General features: G+C 35.7%; 21 protein-coding genes. All 21 read right to left on the bottom strand.

Annotated elements, in window-relative coordinates:
* Nucleotides 1-85 precede the first annotated feature (85 nt).
* The gene (locus tag AC1TO9_RS04120) at nucleotides 86-271 is read right to left on the bottom strand and encodes a hypothetical protein (protein ID WP_482058437.1); all 186 of its coding nucleotides are present in this window, start codon (nucleotides 269-271) and stop codon (nucleotides 86-88) included.
* Nucleotides 231-728, bottom strand: coding sequence for a hypothetical protein (locus tag AC1TO9_RS04125; protein WP_482058438.1), 498 nt, complete (start codon nucleotides 726-728; stop codon nucleotides 231-233). The genes AC1TO9_RS04120 and AC1TO9_RS04125 overlap by 41 nt, the downstream gene beginning before the upstream one ends.
* A 218-nt stretch (nucleotides 729-946) precedes the next feature.
* The gene (locus AC1TO9_RS04130) at nucleotides 947-1,423 is read right to left on the bottom strand and encodes a DinB family protein (RefSeq protein WP_482058439.1); all 477 of its coding nucleotides are present in this window, start codon (nucleotides 1,421-1,423) and stop codon (nucleotides 947-949) included.
* Nucleotides 1,424-1,713: 290 nt separating this feature from the next.
* A complete protein-coding gene (locus tag AC1TO9_RS04135) occupies nucleotides 1,714-2,565 on the bottom strand; it encodes a GNAT family N-acetyltransferase (protein ID WP_482058035.1) in 852 nt (283 codons plus the stop codon).
* A 224-nt stretch (nucleotides 2,566-2,789) separates the two neighbouring features.
* Nucleotides 2,790-3,437 carry an NHL repeat-containing protein gene (locus AC1TO9_RS04140; RefSeq protein ID WP_482058440.1) on the bottom strand — a complete coding sequence of 216 codons (648 nt, stop codon included), beginning with the start codon at nucleotides 3,435-3,437 and terminating at the stop codon, nucleotides 2,790-2,792.
* Between the two features lie 213 nt (nucleotides 3,438-3,650).
* Entirely contained in the window at nucleotides 3,651-4,361 is a 711-nt protein-coding gene (locus AC1TO9_RS04145) for a metallophosphoesterase family protein (RefSeq protein ID WP_482058441.1), read from the bottom strand.
* 242 nt (nucleotides 4,362-4,603) lie between these two features.
* Nucleotides 4,604-5,137, bottom strand: a complete 534-nt coding sequence (locus tag AC1TO9_RS04150; RefSeq protein WP_482058442.1) for a hypothetical protein — start codon at nucleotides 5,135-5,137, stop codon at nucleotides 4,604-4,606.
* 240 nt (nucleotides 5,138-5,377) lie between these two features.
* Entirely contained in the window at nucleotides 5,378-6,022 is a 645-nt protein-coding gene (locus AC1TO9_RS04155; protein ID WP_482058443.1) for an HD domain-containing protein, read from the bottom strand.
* A 235-nt stretch (nucleotides 6,023-6,257) separates the two neighbouring features.
* Entirely contained in the window at nucleotides 6,258-6,599 is a 342-nt protein-coding gene (locus AC1TO9_RS04160; RefSeq protein WP_482058444.1) for a hypothetical protein, read from the bottom strand.
* On the bottom strand, nucleotides 6,568-6,699 hold the full coding sequence (locus AC1TO9_RS04165) for a hypothetical protein (RefSeq protein ID WP_482058445.1): 132 nt from the start codon (nucleotides 6,697-6,699) through the stop codon (nucleotides 6,568-6,570). Before AC1TO9_RS04165 ends, AC1TO9_RS04160 begins: the two co-directional genes overlap by 32 nt.
* 110 nt (nucleotides 6,700-6,809) lie before the next feature.
* The gene (locus AC1TO9_RS04170) at nucleotides 6,810-7,610 is read right to left on the bottom strand and encodes a phosphotransferase (protein WP_482058446.1); all 801 of its coding nucleotides are present in this window, start codon (nucleotides 7,608-7,610) and stop codon (nucleotides 6,810-6,812) included.
* A 222-nt stretch (nucleotides 7,611-7,832) separates the two neighbouring features.
* Nucleotides 7,833-8,384: a hypothetical protein gene (locus tag AC1TO9_RS04175; RefSeq protein WP_482058447.1), complete on the bottom strand. Its 552-nt coding sequence runs from the start codon at nucleotides 8,382-8,384 to the stop codon at nucleotides 7,833-7,835.
* A gap of 178 nt (nucleotides 8,385-8,562) precedes the next feature.
* Nucleotides 8,563-9,303, bottom strand: a complete 741-nt coding sequence (locus AC1TO9_RS04180; protein ID WP_482058054.1) for a (S)-benzoin forming benzil reductase — start codon at nucleotides 9,301-9,303, stop codon at nucleotides 8,563-8,565.
* Between the two features lie 218 nt (nucleotides 9,304-9,521).
* A complete protein-coding gene (locus AC1TO9_RS04185) occupies nucleotides 9,522-10,229 on the bottom strand; it encodes a nucleotidyltransferase domain-containing protein (RefSeq protein WP_482058053.1) in 708 nt (235 codons plus the stop codon).
* Nucleotides 10,230-10,567: 338 nt separating this feature from the next.
* The gene (locus AC1TO9_RS04190) at nucleotides 10,568-11,014 is read right to left on the bottom strand and encodes a VOC family protein (RefSeq protein ID WP_482058066.1); all 447 of its coding nucleotides are present in this window, start codon (nucleotides 11,012-11,014) and stop codon (nucleotides 10,568-10,570) included.
* Between the two features lie 307 nt (nucleotides 11,015-11,321).
* Nucleotides 11,322-11,879: a DEAD/DEAH box helicase family protein gene (locus AC1TO9_RS04195; protein ID WP_482058815.1), complete on the bottom strand. Its 558-nt coding sequence runs from the start codon at nucleotides 11,877-11,879 to the stop codon at nucleotides 11,322-11,324.
* A gap of 73 nt (nucleotides 11,880-11,952) precedes the next feature.
* The gene (locus tag AC1TO9_RS04200) at nucleotides 11,953-12,120 is read right to left on the bottom strand and encodes a hypothetical protein (protein WP_482058046.1); all 168 of its coding nucleotides are present in this window, start codon (nucleotides 12,118-12,120) and stop codon (nucleotides 11,953-11,955) included.
* A 913-nt stretch (nucleotides 12,121-13,033) separates the two neighbouring features.
* On the bottom strand, nucleotides 13,034-13,297 hold the full coding sequence (locus AC1TO9_RS04205) for a hypothetical protein (RefSeq protein WP_482058448.1): 264 nt from the start codon (nucleotides 13,295-13,297) through the stop codon (nucleotides 13,034-13,036).
* 476 nt (nucleotides 13,298-13,773) lie between these two features.
* A complete protein-coding gene (locus tag AC1TO9_RS04210) occupies nucleotides 13,774-14,397 on the bottom strand; it encodes a hypothetical protein (RefSeq protein WP_482058449.1) in 624 nt (207 codons plus the stop codon).
* A 1,162-nt stretch (nucleotides 14,398-15,559) separates the two neighbouring features.
* Entirely contained in the window at nucleotides 15,560-16,177 is a 618-nt protein-coding gene (locus AC1TO9_RS04215; RefSeq protein WP_482058450.1) for an alpha/beta hydrolase, read from the bottom strand.
* A 221-nt stretch (nucleotides 16,178-16,398) separates the two neighbouring features.
* On the bottom strand, nucleotides 16,399-16,800 hold the full coding sequence (locus AC1TO9_RS04220) for a DUF4279 domain-containing protein (protein ID WP_482058451.1): 402 nt from the start codon (nucleotides 16,798-16,800) through the stop codon (nucleotides 16,399-16,401).
* Between the last annotated feature and the right edge of the window lie 292 nt (nucleotides 16,801-17,092).

Genomic DNA, 17,092 nt, shown 5'->3' on the forward strand with positions numbered 1-17,092 from the left:
TTATTAAAAATATAATCATTTAAGGATATTAAACCAATTTCGAGTATTTCACATAACGTTTGGATATCTGCGAACTTTCACTGCCTTAAGGGACGAATGTCCCGGCCGCGATGCGGTTAGGCAGTGAAGGTTGTCTGCTGATTACACTCCCTCGAAATCCCTCTTGCAGACCAAGGGTGTCAGCCCGCAGTGCAGATACTTTGTTAGGCGAAGTTATTGACTTCGTAGTATCAACCCAAAGAAATTCCTGACCTTGTAATCTCTTCTTCATATATTTTAATTCCAGTCCTATTTATTCCCTCAATTACTTTTTTCTTATTGTTATCCTCTAAGTAGAAGCCCATAGATTTATTTATTTCGTCATATTCAAATTTCATTAGTTCTTGACCATTAACATTAACCTTAAAATAAACATCCATATGGTACCGACAAATTATTAGTGAACTACGATCTAAATTTAACACCTCTATTGTTAGAGGTTCATGCTGTGACTCAAAATCTATTAACTCAAATGTAAATTTCATTCTAACTTCCCATCCAAACAAACCCTTTTTCAAGTAAACACAAACAAATTCTTTTTGTTTATTATCAGCTATATAAATTGCATCTTTCTTTCTTATCTGAATCTTATAATTATCTTCGGATAGGATATCTCTGGTTTGCTCGTTTTTGTGAATGACTTTTTTAATTATTTCAAGATTATTATCCAATCTGCATCCTTCTTTCATTTAGACGCATTATCCAATAATTTCGCCTAACGGGTCCGTGTTCACGACGTCCCACCGACTTAAGCTCGTATGGCGGCTGCGCTTGCGCAGTTAGTCGGTGCGGATGTGTCCCGGCATCAACTTCTTCGACTATTCTTCCGGGACCGAGGGGGCTTGTCCCCCGATGCGTGAACACATTGTTATAGGATGTCACAACCTTCTCTGAATCACTTTCGAAGTCACATTCCTAAAAAGGCAATATAATCGGTTTTTATACCCTTGTAACCTAAGTAGTTAAGTATTGTCGAGATATTGCCTCTATGATAGGTTCCATGATTCACAAGATGTTGAATTATTTCTGAAATTGAAAATTGAAATTCATGCCCCATTCTGTTCCTAAAGGTCACTCTCTTCTCAATATCATTAATCGATACTAGATACTCATGAATTTGTGTTTGTAATTCGTAAAAGTAATTACTGGCTTCTTCAAGATTATTGAATTGTTTTGATTCGAATAATGAGGGACTTTCTTCTTTCATCCGCGCAAACCAAATTTCATCAGCTGAGACAATGTGTCCAATGACTTCCGCTAATGAATTGAAACCTAAATCTACTTCTTTTTTAAATATCTCGTCTGGCAATGATTTGAGATGATTAAGCAATCTTGTATTTGCCCAAGTATTGTATTCGTACAAAAGAGAAATCTGTTTATTCATCAATATTCACCTCATAAAGATTGAATTTGTGGACTTATATGAATTTGCTGTGATTTCCTATAACGTTCGCGCATTACCGACGTCCAAACGGCTTAAGGACCGAAGGTCCGGGTGGCTCTGCCACTTAGCTGGTTGGATGTGTCACCTGAATTATCTTCCACGAAACTTCCTCCTGGTGACCAAGGGAGCGTAGCGACCGCTGTGGTAATGCAATGTTAGAGGATATTAATGCCTCCTTTGAAATCCCCCCGTACTGTGTTGAATCGCAATTAATATATTTCTCTTTCATTTTAAGTATTAATCTTTGATATAAAGGTATGTTCGGCGAAACAAGCTAATTCCTCAAAATGATTCCTTTCGTATAGTTTTTTAGCCCTTAAATTAGACTTTGTAATACGCAAACAAACTTTTTTCACATTTTTATTTTCTATCATGTGTCTAATACAATTCGCTAAGATTGTACTTCCATATCCACGATTCTGATATTCTGGGGAGACTACTATATCCCGAATATAGTTCTCATCTATTATGTATGCACCTATCAATTGGTTCCCTATCCAAAACGAACGAAATTCATCATCTCGTACTTTTTCCTGAAGACCTGCTTGGAATACTTTTGTATTCGCATAGTACCAATCTGTTTGCCATCCATTGTCTTTATTTAATTGAAAATACCCTTTGTCAAATAATTCGACTAAATGATCCAACATGCTATCTTCAAATTGTTTTTCAATTAATTCTGATTGTGATATTACTGGTGCTTCTTGTCTATTATAAAATAGATGATATCCTTCCATATCCACTTTAAACCCAAGGTTTTGTAGGAATTCTATAACCTCGATATTTTTTCCATACACATTGAAGCATAGTTCTTTTTCATTCACTCCATCAATGAAAGGCTTCATCTTTAACATAATTAAATCTTTGTATTTCACATTATTTGGTTCATCTAAGAATGAAAAATAGGCTATATTACAATCATTATTCTCAGCTATACAAAACACACCATGATCATCAATCGATTTATTGTAATAGAATACTGTCACCATGTTATCATTAAGTGCTTCGTTCACAAAATTCCTTCCTTGTGGAGAAATTTTCTCTATTAAGTTTAGAATATCTTCTCTTATTTCTGTTTCCATACTACAACCCCTTTTATAATAATTCAAGATGTTTACAATGACCTGCATTAATTTCCTCTAACGTTTGGCATTCCTGACGTTCAAGCAGCTTAAGGACCGTAGGTCCGGGTCGTCAGACTTAGCTGGTTGAATGTGTCGCCTGATTTCACTACACTGGAATGCCTCTTGGTGACCAAGGAGCGTTAGCGACGACGTAGAAATGTAATGTTAGGCGATGCGGACAGTTATACCCGAAAAATTCCTGACTGCAGTCTTACAATCTCATAGTTATTACATCTTATATATTCCCATACAGGTTCTTCAAATACTTTATAAGTACTTATTAATTTACTCTTTGGATCTATAGTACATATTCGTTGATTTCCCATATCACAGACGTAAAGAAGTTCATCACAATAATAAATACTCTCCGGTAAGTCAAATAAGGATCCTTCAATGTCTCCTATAGAATATAGCTCTTTATATGTTTTAAGGTCATAACACTTTATAGTATTCCTTGTTGGGTACGTAACCCATATAAGATCTTCAGAAACAGCAAATCCATAGACTGTATCAAACATATCTTGATGGATAAATTCTAGAATCCCGTTACTATCAAACTTATGGATGTCTGATTGTTGATAGTGAGACACATAGACGGAGCCATCTAATGTCCTGCATGTGTCCGTAATATTGTCCTGAAAGTAATTCATAATTTCAACATAGTACGGACCGTACTTGTGATAAAAATATTCTTGTTTAGAAATAGTATTTACTTGTGTATTGGACCACGTAGCATAACCCAGATCTTCACCTTTTTCGCCTATTATGTAAAAATAGACCTCATCTTCATCCTCGAATATTCCCCATCCTCTTCTATGTATTAGCTGCATAAATAAATCTTCCCCCTTAGCTTAGTTTCGCCTAACGTTTGGCATTCCTGACGTTCAAGCAGCTTAAGGACCATAGGTCCGGGTCGTCAGACTTAGCCGGTTGAATGTGTCGCCTGAATCTACTTCTCCGAAAACCCTCTTGGCGACCGAGGAGCATCAGCGACGAAGCTGGAATGTTCTGTTAGGTGATGTCCCCCACTTCCTTGAATCACTTCAACAGTTCAATATTTGTTCCGTTATATAGGATCCATCTTGGAAAATTAAACAATTTAACTGCATTCCATATGCGCATCCGCCATCAATACCTATCTTGTCTTCACTAAACCAAATATTCGATGTACCGTGGATATCTATTGTTCTTGTATGTCCAAAAATGACTCTTTTATTTAGATTCTTAAAAATGTATCGAATGAATTCATCCTTAATATACATAAAATCGTGTTCTGGCTGGTTCTTCCAATCAACAAAATTGGGATTCAATCCTGCATGAACATAAATGTGATCATGGTCTTCGTGATATAAAGGCAATTTACTTAAAAAGTCAATATGATGACTAAAAAATGTATTAATTGTATCTTTCGCCAGGTTCATGATTTCATCAGAGATTTCATTATTAATATTGCAATAACTTTGAAGGGTTTGTATTCCCCCATGTTCTATAAATTTTGATCTAATCAATTTGCTATCATTATTTATTAAGTCAACTAAACGTTGGTCATGATTGCCTCGTAATGCAATAGCATTATGCTTACTTACTAATTCGATTACTTTATCAACTACTTCTTTACTGTTAGGCCCTCTATCTACATAATCACCAAGCAAAACTAACTGATCATATTTCGAATTGTATTTGATAATATGCAATAACTGATTTAATTGATCGATACACCCATGAATATCGCTAATCATTATTGTTCGCTTCATAGAATCTCCTTTAGTATCCACTTTTTAAGCCTTTAGGGGATTTCACCTAACGTTTGGCATTCCTGACGTTCAGGCAGCTTATGTGACCAAAGGGAACGGGTCGTCAGACTTAGCTGGTTGAATGTATCGCCTGAATCTGCTTCTCTGATATCCCTCTTGGCGATCAAGGGCAATGCCCGCAGTAGGAATGTTGTGTTATAAGATGTTCCCCCTTCGATGCAATCCAAACAAATTTATTAATTCTATTTTAAGTTGTTTGCTATTTTATAAAGATATTCCTTGTGCCTTTTATCGTCTTCTCCAGGTATTGGAGCTGAGAATAGCACTTTTAACGACTCATTAATTAATCCTTTCTCAAATGCTTCCTCCAAATATTTATATCCTCGTAATTTTAACGTTTTCTCAACTTCATTCTTTGTTAGCTCTTCTTCTTGATAAAGCTTCCTACCTAATATCCAAAAAAATAATTGTCGTTTTATCTCTTTAGCAGAAAAGAATTTATCAATTGTATCGTATTGATTAGTTGTGATCTTATCGTGTTTCAATGCACTAATAATTAGACTTTCAAGTGTTATCATCGGTTTATTTTTGTATTCTTCAATGATTCTTAATAACAGTTCATTAGTCCATTCCTGACTGGAATAATGAGACCAAATAATATGTTCGATTGCATCATCTGGTAAATTCAGTAGATCTCTATGTTCTAAAATAAACTTTAATGATTCAAAGTGAAGTTGACTATTGAGCTGTAATTGATCTGAGGTAACCAACGTCATGAAAATATTATTTAATGTTTCAATGTCATTATTTATTATGAGTTGGTCAATTTGGAGACAGATCTCAGAGAATTCTAAGGATATGGTGATCTCTCCTCTCTTAAGGAACTTAACATGTTTAGCGGGAATTTCTTATAACGTTTGGGAATCGATGTGTCTGCTTGAAATATCTCCCCCGATAATTCCTCTGGCAGACCAAGGGCCAAACGGCCCGATGTGCGAATATTTTGTTAGCAGAAGTTAATGTCTTCTTCGAATTATCTGCATTTTATACACTTTATCCTCAAGTTCTTCATAGGCTTCTTTCAACCAGGGATGAACAACTTTCAAGGTTTCTTTCCGTTCCCATAAGTAATTGATATATGCAAATGCTCCATGTGTTAATGATTTCTTTAAATTTCTATTCAATTCTTTAATATACGGAGGCTCCCCAGACTGATCCCATGCAATCTTATCAGCAACAAATAATACTTGATCAAGTAAAGTAGCATTTGCCCGCAATGTCGTATGACAGCCAACGGCGTCTAATATTTCTTGATCTGTAATTCCAAAGATATCTCTAGCCATTACCTTTGATATCTTCTGGTGAATGATCATTGGAAATAGCTCTTCTTCAGGTAAAACATCAATTTGTAATTGTCTTGATACATCAATACGCTCAATACTTGAAAAAACAGCACTGATATCATGCAACCAACCTGCAATTTCAGCTGCTTCATGGTTAGCTTCAAACATTAATGCTATTCTCCTTGCTTCCGTACCAACGTCAATACAATGATCTGCTGTTTTTGGACATTTATTAGACGTTAAAAATAGATGAATATTTCTCTTCAAATCACTTGAAAACTCAATATGTTTTGTAAGGTTCTTAAATATGGTATGCATCGTCGATTCACTCTCACTTATATTATGTTACATTAATTTCTGCTAACGTTTGCCATTCCTGACGTTCAAGCAGCTTAAGTGACCACAGGGAACGGGTCATCAGACTTAGCCGGTTGAATGTGTCGCCTGAATACACTTCTCTGAAAACCCTCTTGGCGACCGAGGAGCGAATGCGACGATGTAGGAATGGTTTGTTAGGCGATTTATGGTTCTTCTTTGAATCATCTTAAAAATCCTATTCATTCCATACTAAATAATCATCTATGATTTCGCCCTTAAAATTGTATATTAACTTGTAATATCCTTTATACTCCTTGCTATACCTAACATCCATTATTGCTTCTATATACTCATGGTTTTCATTGTATTCAAGCTGTAATTCATCCCAATATCTAATACACATACTCATCTTACTGCACGTTAGTTCTATATGTTCTTTATTATAGTCCTTAAAATATTCTTGAAATTCTATCGATTCTTCTTCTATATAGTTATTGAAATTCTCCCAAAAACACTCAGTTACTTGTTCCTTTATATTGTTTTTCTTAATCCAGTCTTTTAATTGTTCTATGTTCACTTTTCATGTACTCCTTAATCTTCAGCCATATTTCGCATAACGTTGCGTATTTCTGACGTCCAAACGGCTTAAGGACCAAAGGTCCGGGTGGCTTTGCCACTTAGCCGGTTGGATGTGTCGCCTGATTCCACTTCTCAGAAAATTCCTCTGGCGACCCAAGGAGCGTCAGCGACGATGCTGAAAGACATTGTTATACGCAGTATTGCCCTTCTATGAAATCGCCATCAATCGATCCTTTATTAATAGTACTAATTTGTCTTGTTCATCTTTAGGTATCCACTCTACTAATCTTGCTGCAGCCACAGGTAAAACCCATTTATCAATTTCGGAGTAATCTTTTCCCGTAATACTCAGGTATTCCTTTATATATTCTGTCTTCATCCTATTCCTTAGAATATTAACAATGGTTTTAATTATATTGGGATTACCATCAGGCATCGTACCAAGACTGAATAGAATAACTGACCTAGCAACACCACCAGCGGGATTACCTGACATTCCCGTCATCCAATCAACAATCCAATTATCACCGTCAAGTAGCACATTATCTGGATGAAAATCACCGTGACACAGCTTATTATCGTCAGGTAGATTTTCTAAGTAATTAATTATTTTTTCTTTCTCTTCTTCTGTAAGGAGTGGAGTAACCTTTATGTTTCCACTTAGTACTATCTTCTGTTTTCTAAGTACTCCGACCACATCATGAGTATGCAATTCAGAATGTAATGTCGCTAATGTCCTTGAATGTTTATTGATTGACCAAGGCCTTTTAGTCATAATTTTGAGTAAAGAAAATCCTGATATACGTTGAAATACAATACCATGCCTATCGTTTAGGTAAGTTAATTCGAACGGTTGGGGAGTATTAATACCAAGAGAATAAGCGAAGTTACTGATAAGAAATTCCTGATTTATAGCATCCTCGGGAAAATCCTTCTTATAAAGTTTTATGATTTTATCTTCTTTGTATTCGAAAATGTCAGCCGTCCTACCCTGTCCAATATGGTTCAAATTTATCCTCCTCGAACAAACTATTATTTATATGTGGTTTGGCATTATTGCGTATAACGTTGTGCATTCCTGACGTTCAAGCAGCTCAAGTGACCGAAGGGAACGGGTCGTCAGACTTAGCTGGTTGAATGTATCGCCTGAATTAACTTCTCTGAAATCCCCCTTGGCGATCAAGGGCGAATGCCCACAGTAGGAATGCGGTGTTAGGCGATGCACGTCATGCTAATCTCTCAAGATCCCTTTATTCGCTATGCTCATAGCATTCTTATATACTTCTTTAAAATCTTCTTTATTTAACTTATATTTGTCCCCTGTTAAAATACCAGAGTGAGCATTGAGTAAATCATATAATCCCAGATGGACCCATTCCCATAACATTGATGTGAAATTATATACCATCATCACATCTTGAACAGAGTGTCTTATCATTACTACTTTTTCCCTGCTAAATCCACATGTTTCTAGTATATTAAATACTCTGACCTTCATTTCTTCACTGAATTCCGTATCCAAAAATTCATCTAATATTAATCCCCATGTATCTATCCTACTCACCATAGAAATGTTATTATCTTGGGCAAATTGTTTTAATCTTTCTTTATAATTTGCTTCAACAAATATCACTTCACCTTCATTAGTTCGAATCTCAGGAGGTATTTGGTTTAATAGAACCTCACGAATCTCTTCAATTCTAATTGTTCCATGGGTAAAAATTGATGCTGCCGAAAATGGATATTCAGTAAATTCAATACTATCCTTATAGAACTTGATCATATGATCTTCCTTTTTCTTTAAAATAAATGTGCTAAGTGTTTCGCCTAACGTTCAGGTATTCACGAACTTCTGCAGGAAGTTGTCACATGAATTTACTTCACTGTCAAAAGCATCAAAGTGACCAAGGCGTAGCCGCCGCTCGAATACTTTGTTAGGTGATGTCAATGTCTTCTCCGAACTAACCTTCAAAGTACTTTACTAGCTTTCCATGTTCAAACTTCTTATCAATAATTTTTAATAGATGCTTTCCAAGTAGTTCTGTAGAATGTATTTTTCCTGTTTGATGTGCTTCTTTAAAGAATTTTACCATTTCAAAATCTTGATCATTCTTACTTCTGGCGATTTCCTGCATTTCTGTATCGACCATTCCTGGGTCAACAGCTACTATTTCAATAGGATATTTCCGTTTCGATTGCTCTGATCCAATACATTGAGTAAACATATTTATTCCAGCTTTAGCTGTACAATATACACTCATTCCAGGGGCTGGATTGCTCCCTGACCCTGAAGATATATTAATAATCTTTCGTCTTATTGAAATGTTATCCGTTGCTTTAATAAAGCTTGATGTTAAAATCATTGGCGCAACAAGACTGGTTTGTAAGTTCTTATTAATTTCTTCAGCGCTACATTGATCTATTGATTTCAAAGGTTCGAGCATCGCAGCATTGTTAATCAGGCATATCATTTCGGAAGTATTTATGTCGATTTGATCGAGAACTCCATTAAGCAACTGCTCAATTTCTAATATATTACTCAAGTCAAAATTGAAGTGAATGTACTTCGAGAACTTTGCTAACTTATCAGAAATACTTCTTGAGATTCCGAATACATAACTACCCTTCTCTAGGAGCATCATTGCTAGTTGCTCTCCGATTCCCTTTGATGTTCCTGTAATAATAAAATGCTTATTATTCATTAGCTGACCTCCGATCTAAATCCGTATTTACATTGATTTCTCATAACGTTTCCGCATCTGCGACGCGACCCGGCCTTAGATAGCTCTTATCTTAGGCCGGGTCGTGTATTGTCTAAGCTTACTCCTAAGATTATACACCTGACAACCAAGGGGCGAATGCCCCGCAGCGCAGATGCTTTGTTAGGTGATGTTAATGCCTTCTTTGAATTACAAACAAATCAATTTGTCTTTCCTAATGAATATCCTTCAAATAATCTACCGCCATACTTATTTAATTCACCAAGTACAACTTCAATAAACAATTCCTTATCATCATATTTATAAAAACGTTCTAATGAATTCATCAAATCTTTGTACAGTCTTTCATCAAGATTTCTTATTAAACGTGGTATCCACTTTCCTCTTCCCATCCATTCTCCACGATTAATTAATATAAAATTGCATAACTTCTCAGAAAGCTCATGGATAATAAATAATTGTTCATCAAATTTATCTGCGCCAATTAAATCGTCCAGCATATCTGTAATTACATATCGTTGACTTATTAACTCCTCACTACTAAATGGGATTGGACCATTCATTAATAAACCATTAGCCAAATCTTTAATTTCGCTCGTCAAACCAATAGTATCTCTTATTACAATCCCTTCGGAACACATTTGAGGTAACGATGGACGTCTCCGTTTAATATCACCCATAAAATAATCCTTGTAACTATCTAAGGTATGAATAAATACTTCTATTGGCCATCCACTTTCAAAAAACGATTCTCTATATGCCTTATGTATATCATTTCTAATAATAAAAATATCCAAATCTGATGTACTAGTTGCCTCACCTCTTATCACACTTCCAGCAACTAATACAAAAATAGAATCTTTAAAATGGTTTCTAATGAATTCTTCAGCTGCCTCAATATGATTCATTTTTGTTATCTCCTTTGATTCTTCTTATCTAAGCCCATATCTGCATTAATTTCACCTAACGTTTGGCATTCCTGACGTTCAAGCAGCTTAAGGACCGTAGGTCCGGGTCGTCAGAATTAGCTGGTTGAATGTATCGCCTGAATAATCTCCCTGAAAATCCTTCTTGGCGATCAAGGGCGAATGCCCGCAGTAGGAATGCGGTGTTATGCGATCCTTCCGACTTCTTGATATGCTTACAATAGCTTTATACGTTCTTAAATTTGTGCTTTAAAAAGTTTTTTTCATATCTTATTACCGTTCATAATACTCAACTTTAATTATGACTAGTTCTTAACCTATTAATTTCCCCACTCTTCTAATGATAATTTTTCGGTCACACCTTTCAGTTCTTCAGGTGCATTAACAAAACACATTAATTCTAAGCTATTTCCGTCTGGATCATTAAAATATACCGACGCATTTTCTTGATATGGGCGAATAAAGGGTTCTATACTTTTCCTAGTTCCAAAAGGAACAGGCTTTATATTAATTGAAGATAACCATTCTAGGCTCTTTTTAAGATCTTCAAAAGATACTCTAAAAGCTATGTGTCTTAAGGAAGGATGGTACGGTGTTTTATATTCCTCTCCTTCCCACAACCCCAACCAACTTCTGCCTTCTTCAATCCAAAAAAAAGCCGTTTCTTCATCACTCCATGCTAATTTCAATCCTAATTTATTATAGAAATCTATTGAGATCCTCAGGTTTTTAACAGGTAAATGTGCTTCATATAAACCTATTATCATAATTACCACTCCTTGTGTAAAAATATATTGTTAATGGTACTTCGAAAGTAATTGATTTCATGCATTTATGAGAATCTTTAATATGTTCTTCACACTTTCGGAAGTTTCGCATAACGTTTGGCATTCCTGACGTTCAAGCAGCTTAAGTGACCGTAGGGAACGGGTCGTCAGACTTAGCTGGTTGAATGTGTCGCCTGAATTGGCTTCCACGAAATTCCTCTTGGCGACCAAGGAGCGACAGCGACGATGTAGAAATGCATTGTTATAGGATGTCAGCGTCTTCTTCGATTAACTTTCATAGATCACATTATAAATTTAATTTTTCTTTAATCGATTTTGCCACTTCTTCTGCACTTAAATTTGTATTATTAATCCTCAGATAGTTTTCTCTTAAAATTTCCCCTTGGCTAGAGTTCAGCCTGTGGTTTTCCATGGTTTTTAATAAATCTTTTTCAGATTGTTCAATATTTCTTTTTGTTGGCTTTTGTTCAAGTCTAAAAGGAGTTGTGTTCCGTTCTAATCTTTCTTCAATATCTGCCTCAAGTTCAACAAAATATATCTCTGCACCTTTTGATTCAAAAATATCACAGGTTTGTCTTACAAAATCCCAATCTCCCTGAAGATCAAATCCCCATACATAGGTAAATATAAGACCATATTGATTGCTATTAGAAAATGATTCAAAAAACTCTCTTCGTAAGAGATTAGCTAACCTCCATGTTTCACTTCCGAAACCAAAATAAGGATGAAATAACTCAATCGACATGTGATTATGAAACAATTTCAAATCAGTAATCTTCGTTAGTTCATGACCAACTGTCATCTTTCCAACGGCCTGGGGTCCAAATATTAAAATGAATTTGATTGTAATCACTCCTGCATTTTATAGTTTTTCGCTGATTTCCTATAACGTTGCGCATTCCTGACGTTCAAGCGGCTTAAGGACCGAAGGTTCGGGTGGCTCCGCCACTTAGCCGATTGAATGTGTCGCCTGAATTCACTTCTCCGATATTCCCCTTGGCGACCAAGGAGCGAACGCGACGAAGCAAGAATGCATTGTTATAGGATGTCATTGCCTTCTTTGAAATTCCTACACTTCCAATCATCTTCAAGTTATTTCCCTGTCATCGTTGCAACTAAGTGTGACTTAATTATTTGTCGCACATATCAAAATGATCATAATCGTTCACGTAGTAATAGGTTGTTGGTGCTTTATCTTTATTGATTACAAAATTGAAAAAGTATTCTCAAAACTCAGATTCTTTAAAGCTCTCGTAATATATTAATATTCTGATATCTTTCTTTGCATCAAACAATAGAGCGATTACTTTCTCAATATCTTCAGTTGTAATTCTCTCGCCATTCATTTTTATTAACTTAGCTTTTCATAAGAGATTTCATAGTACTACCTGAAGAACTTCTTAATGTCGTTTACCATCTGGATTATTGGTAAATATAAAATAGAAGAACAGATGATAATCCCGAGAGTCATGGGGATATGCTTGAATGATTTATATAGAAACTTACCCATAAGTAAAAACCCTGTAGTCCCAAATAACGCTAACATAGCAACTGTAAAGGAAACTGGTTTATTATCCCTACTCATAAAGCCATCACTAATATTTAATATAAAAAATACAAATGTCCAAAAGCAGCCAATTCCAACCACTACTGCCGAAATCAAATAAAAAGACTTCCATATATTAATTCTGCTAATATTAATTCATCCCCTTAAACTTATCTATTCAATCGACCAAGGTAGCTACACTTCTATGAAATATTATTATGAATTTGATTTTTTATGAAGTGCGATGATTTCCTATAACGTTCGGCATTCCTGACGTTCAAGCGGCTTAAGGACCGTCGGTCCGGGTGGCTCTGCCACTTAGTCGGTTGGATGTGTCGCCTGCATCCACTTCCTTGAGATCCATCTTGGCGACTTAGGAGCGTCAGCGACGACACAGGAATGCTATGTTAGACGATGCTTCTGCCTTCTTCGAATCCTCTTACAATCGTTCTTTATGTTTGTTCAATTTTTTTTATCTCTTCGACGATTTTAAAAGAATACTTTAGGCAACTTAATGGATTTAATCTGATTCCCATTTTTTTCTTAAAGGAGTCAAATATTATCTTCGATAATTCAGTTTCATTAGTTGTTAATTTGATCTTTTCACATATGTCTTTAATCTCTATATCATATTCATTGTTTGGAGCACCATCAGCTAATAAGCCAACCGGATCCCACTCAGTTATAATTCTTGATACAAACTCATCAGTCTTCAAATGATCTTTCCTTTCTAATTTCATTGAGATATTTGATTCTTAGTCTGCAAATTAAATCTGTTTATTGATAGTTTTTATGATTTAATCACTTTAGAAGAAGTGTCGTCTAACGTTCTTGCATTCTCGACGTCCGACGGAGTAGGATGTGTCCGGTTGAATCTGCTACCTGACTTCTCAACTTCGGACCTTCATATGCCATTATCCGATCTTGACCTTCATATGCCATTATCCGATCTTGACCTTAGATGCTTCTGGCTTTGAGGGTTTACCCATATGTTCTTGACCTAGGAAGTTTCGGCTAACGTTGCGCATTCCTGACGTTCAAGCGGCTTAAGTGACAGAAGGGAACGGGTCGTTAGACTTAGCCGGTTGGATGTGTCGCCTGAATTCACTTCTACGATATACTTCTTGGCGACCGAGGAGCGTACGCGACGACGTAGGAATGTTTTGTTATCTGAAGTGCACCCTTCTTTGGTTCAACTTTCAATTTTGTTTAGCTTCACTACTAACTTCCCGTTGTTTTTACTTACTAACTTATCCGAGAATTTCAAATGACATTCACTCACTATAGTTTCTAACTTAAAATAATATTCCTTACACACATCTAGTATATTTTTGTCAGGAAACTCTTTAATAGTTCTAAAAACACTGTCTACTTTACCTTTGAGTCTTACAGTACCGTCCTCTAGTAAACCGTATTTTTCATTTTCTGTATCTACAGTTTCATGATCGATTGTTTCAATAGTAAATTTAACTTCTTTTCCTTTGAATCTTTCAAGTTGATCCTCAATCTCTTTTTTAAAATCATTATTATCTACTTCAACATGCATTAAATGTTTCGTTGAAAGAGGCTCTATCTTCTCAGTTCTTACCCTTGCTTCGTTAATTCTTTTCAAAAATAGCTTCTCTTCCTGCGGTGGATTTAGAGACTTATACCACTTCTCCCAGCCATCTAGTTCAATAAACTCGGCTCTCATAATCCACAATATTGAACGAGAAGAACTAATATATGAACTTAAAAAATAATCAAAATCAGGGTCTTTCAAATAATTCACTTCTAATAAATCTAAGAAAAACTTAGCTTCATTCAGTTTTTTCATTGTACTTGTCATCTTAATATCCCTCAATTTCATAAGTATTGTGCATTTCAGATAACGTTGCGTATTTCTGACGTCCAATCGGCTTAAGGACCGTAGGTCCGGGTGGCTCTGCCACTTAGCCGGTTGGATGTGTCGCCTGATTCCACTTCTCAGATAATCCCTCTTGGCGACCAAGGAGCGTCAGTGACGAAGCAAAAATGCATTGTTATACGCTGCCCCTTCTTCTTCGATTCCTCTTCCATATATGTCTTGTGTGTTTTATGTATTTGATATGACTTTACGTGTTTTTTTTTAATTCTATCTTTTGGTCCTATCAAATCCGTTTCCGCAAAGGAAAGGTTCCCCCTTCCCTATTTCTTCTTTGTCGGTTTTCAACTGCTTCTTCGTAAATCCATCCTTATTCATTTCATTCATTTATGCTTTTTATATTCCCTTAATTATCCTTTATTTAATTGTTCCTTTCACCTTCATTTATTATTGATTGTTAATTGGTTTCATGTTTTAACATTCTCAAAGGGGTTGCGTATAACGTTGCGCATTTCTGACTTCCGAACGGCTTAAGGACCGCAGGTCCGGGTGGCTCTGCCACTTAGCCGGTTGGATGTGTCGCCTGATTCCACTTCTCCGTAATACTTATTGGCGACCAAGGAGCGTCAGCGACGAAGCAAAAATGCATTGTTATACGCTGCCCCTTCTTCTTCGATTCCACATCCATATATGTCTTGTGCGTTTTATGTATTTGATATGTCTTGATGTGTTCTATCTTTTGGTTCTATCAAATCCGTTTCCGCACAGGAAAGGTACCCCTTCTACTATTCCGTGTGACTTGGTTCTCAACTGCTACTTTGTAAATGAATCCTTATTCATTCCATTCATTTATGCTTTTTCTCTTCCTTCAATTATCCCTTATTTAATTGTTCCTTTCACTTTCATTTATTATTGATTGTTACTTGGTTTCATGTTTTAACATTCTCAAAGGAGTTGCGTATAACGTTTGGGTATTCGCGACGTCCATTCCCCTTAGATAGCTCTTATCTTAGGGGAATGGATGTATCTGCCTGAATTCTCTTCCTCGAAAATACTTCTGGCAGATCAAGGGCCGTATGACCCGCAGCGAGAATACAGTGTTAGACGGAGTCACCTTGAAATACTCTCAAAATCATTAAGTGTTTAGAACTTCCATATAAATATTTGCAAGTGATCTTAGAATTAATATGCTTTCATCAACATTATTGGTCTCTAAAGAATGATTTGCATTAGGAATTTTAACTATTCTTCTATGATTGGATATTATAATTTTTTTTGCCATTTCTTCGTTAAACGAAACATCCTTTGTTCCATAAATTACAATACCTTCAGTTGAGTTAATATAATCAACTGTGTCTTTGATCGGGGTCAAATATATATGTTTAATAGGAATCCCAAGTCTTCTATGAACTTCTCCAGCAACTATGGTTCCTAAGCTCTTACTAATAAAAACAACTTGTTCATAATTATTTACTATACCATTTATTGATTCTTCGCTTTCTTCTAATACTCTAGGTAAGTCTTTATTATCCAAATCAGTTCTTGCAGCTTGATAGCCATATTCTAAAACCAGTAAGTCAAACCCACTTTGAATCGCAGAAGTTCCTGCATAATGTAAACTAGGCTTCTCACACGGATAGTTTTTTCCGGGAAAAAGAACAACTAACTTTGAATTTCCCTCTTTAATTTTATAATGTTTTTGTTTTAAATCCGTATTCCAAAACGACGGTACCGTTATTAAATTTAAGATCAATTTTCTTCATCCTTTCATACCTCAGGTGATTTCGTCTAACGTATGTACATTCCTGACGTTGATTTCCCTTAGATAGCTCTTATCTTAGGGAAATCAATGTGTCGCCTGAATCCTCTCCCCTGAAACGCCTCTAGCGACCAAGGGGCGAATGCCCCGCAGTAGGAATGTGATGTTAGGTGATGTCCTGCTCTTCTGCGAATTTTCTAACAAATACTTTGTTCTTAGCTATATATGTATAGATCAATATCAATTTCTGCCCCAAGATCATGGAGAAAATTTATGGTTTCTTTGTTTAAATATATTGCTGGTTTTTCATTATTCTCAATATTAATAACAACATCAAATTTACATTCTAGTTTATTCTGTCTAATTAATTTTACTATTTCGTCTTTTTGATTCTTAATAAGTTCCTTAATCTTATCTATTTGATCATTTATATCTAATGATTCTTCATACCCTGTGGCAAGCTCCCAACACGTTTCCTTACGAAATAAATTCCCTCTAATATTATCGCCCTTGAACCAAGTCCTAGTTGGAGTAATTAATAGAGTATCCGTTATTATATCTGGATCAAACTCATCTCCGAATATACTAAATTCGACTTTTACATTTGTTTTATCCATCTTTGAGTTCTCCTTTAATAATATGTCTTTAGCAGGATTTCACCTAACTACTAATCCACGAACTCGTTTATCCCTCTTATACAGCTGTATATACGAGTTCGCTTATCCACCCTCCACAGAGTGATAGACGAAGCTATTCATGATCACTCCATATTATACCATCTGACTGGCTTTGTAAGCAGTAAATATCTTACAGATGGATATAGTTGTAAATTTTGGTTGTTTGAGATCTTGTATGTGAAGTGTTACTAGCTTAGATATTCACGCAACAAATAAAAGCCCATGGATGCGT

The organism is Paenibacillus sp. Y916, assembly GCF_056786435.1.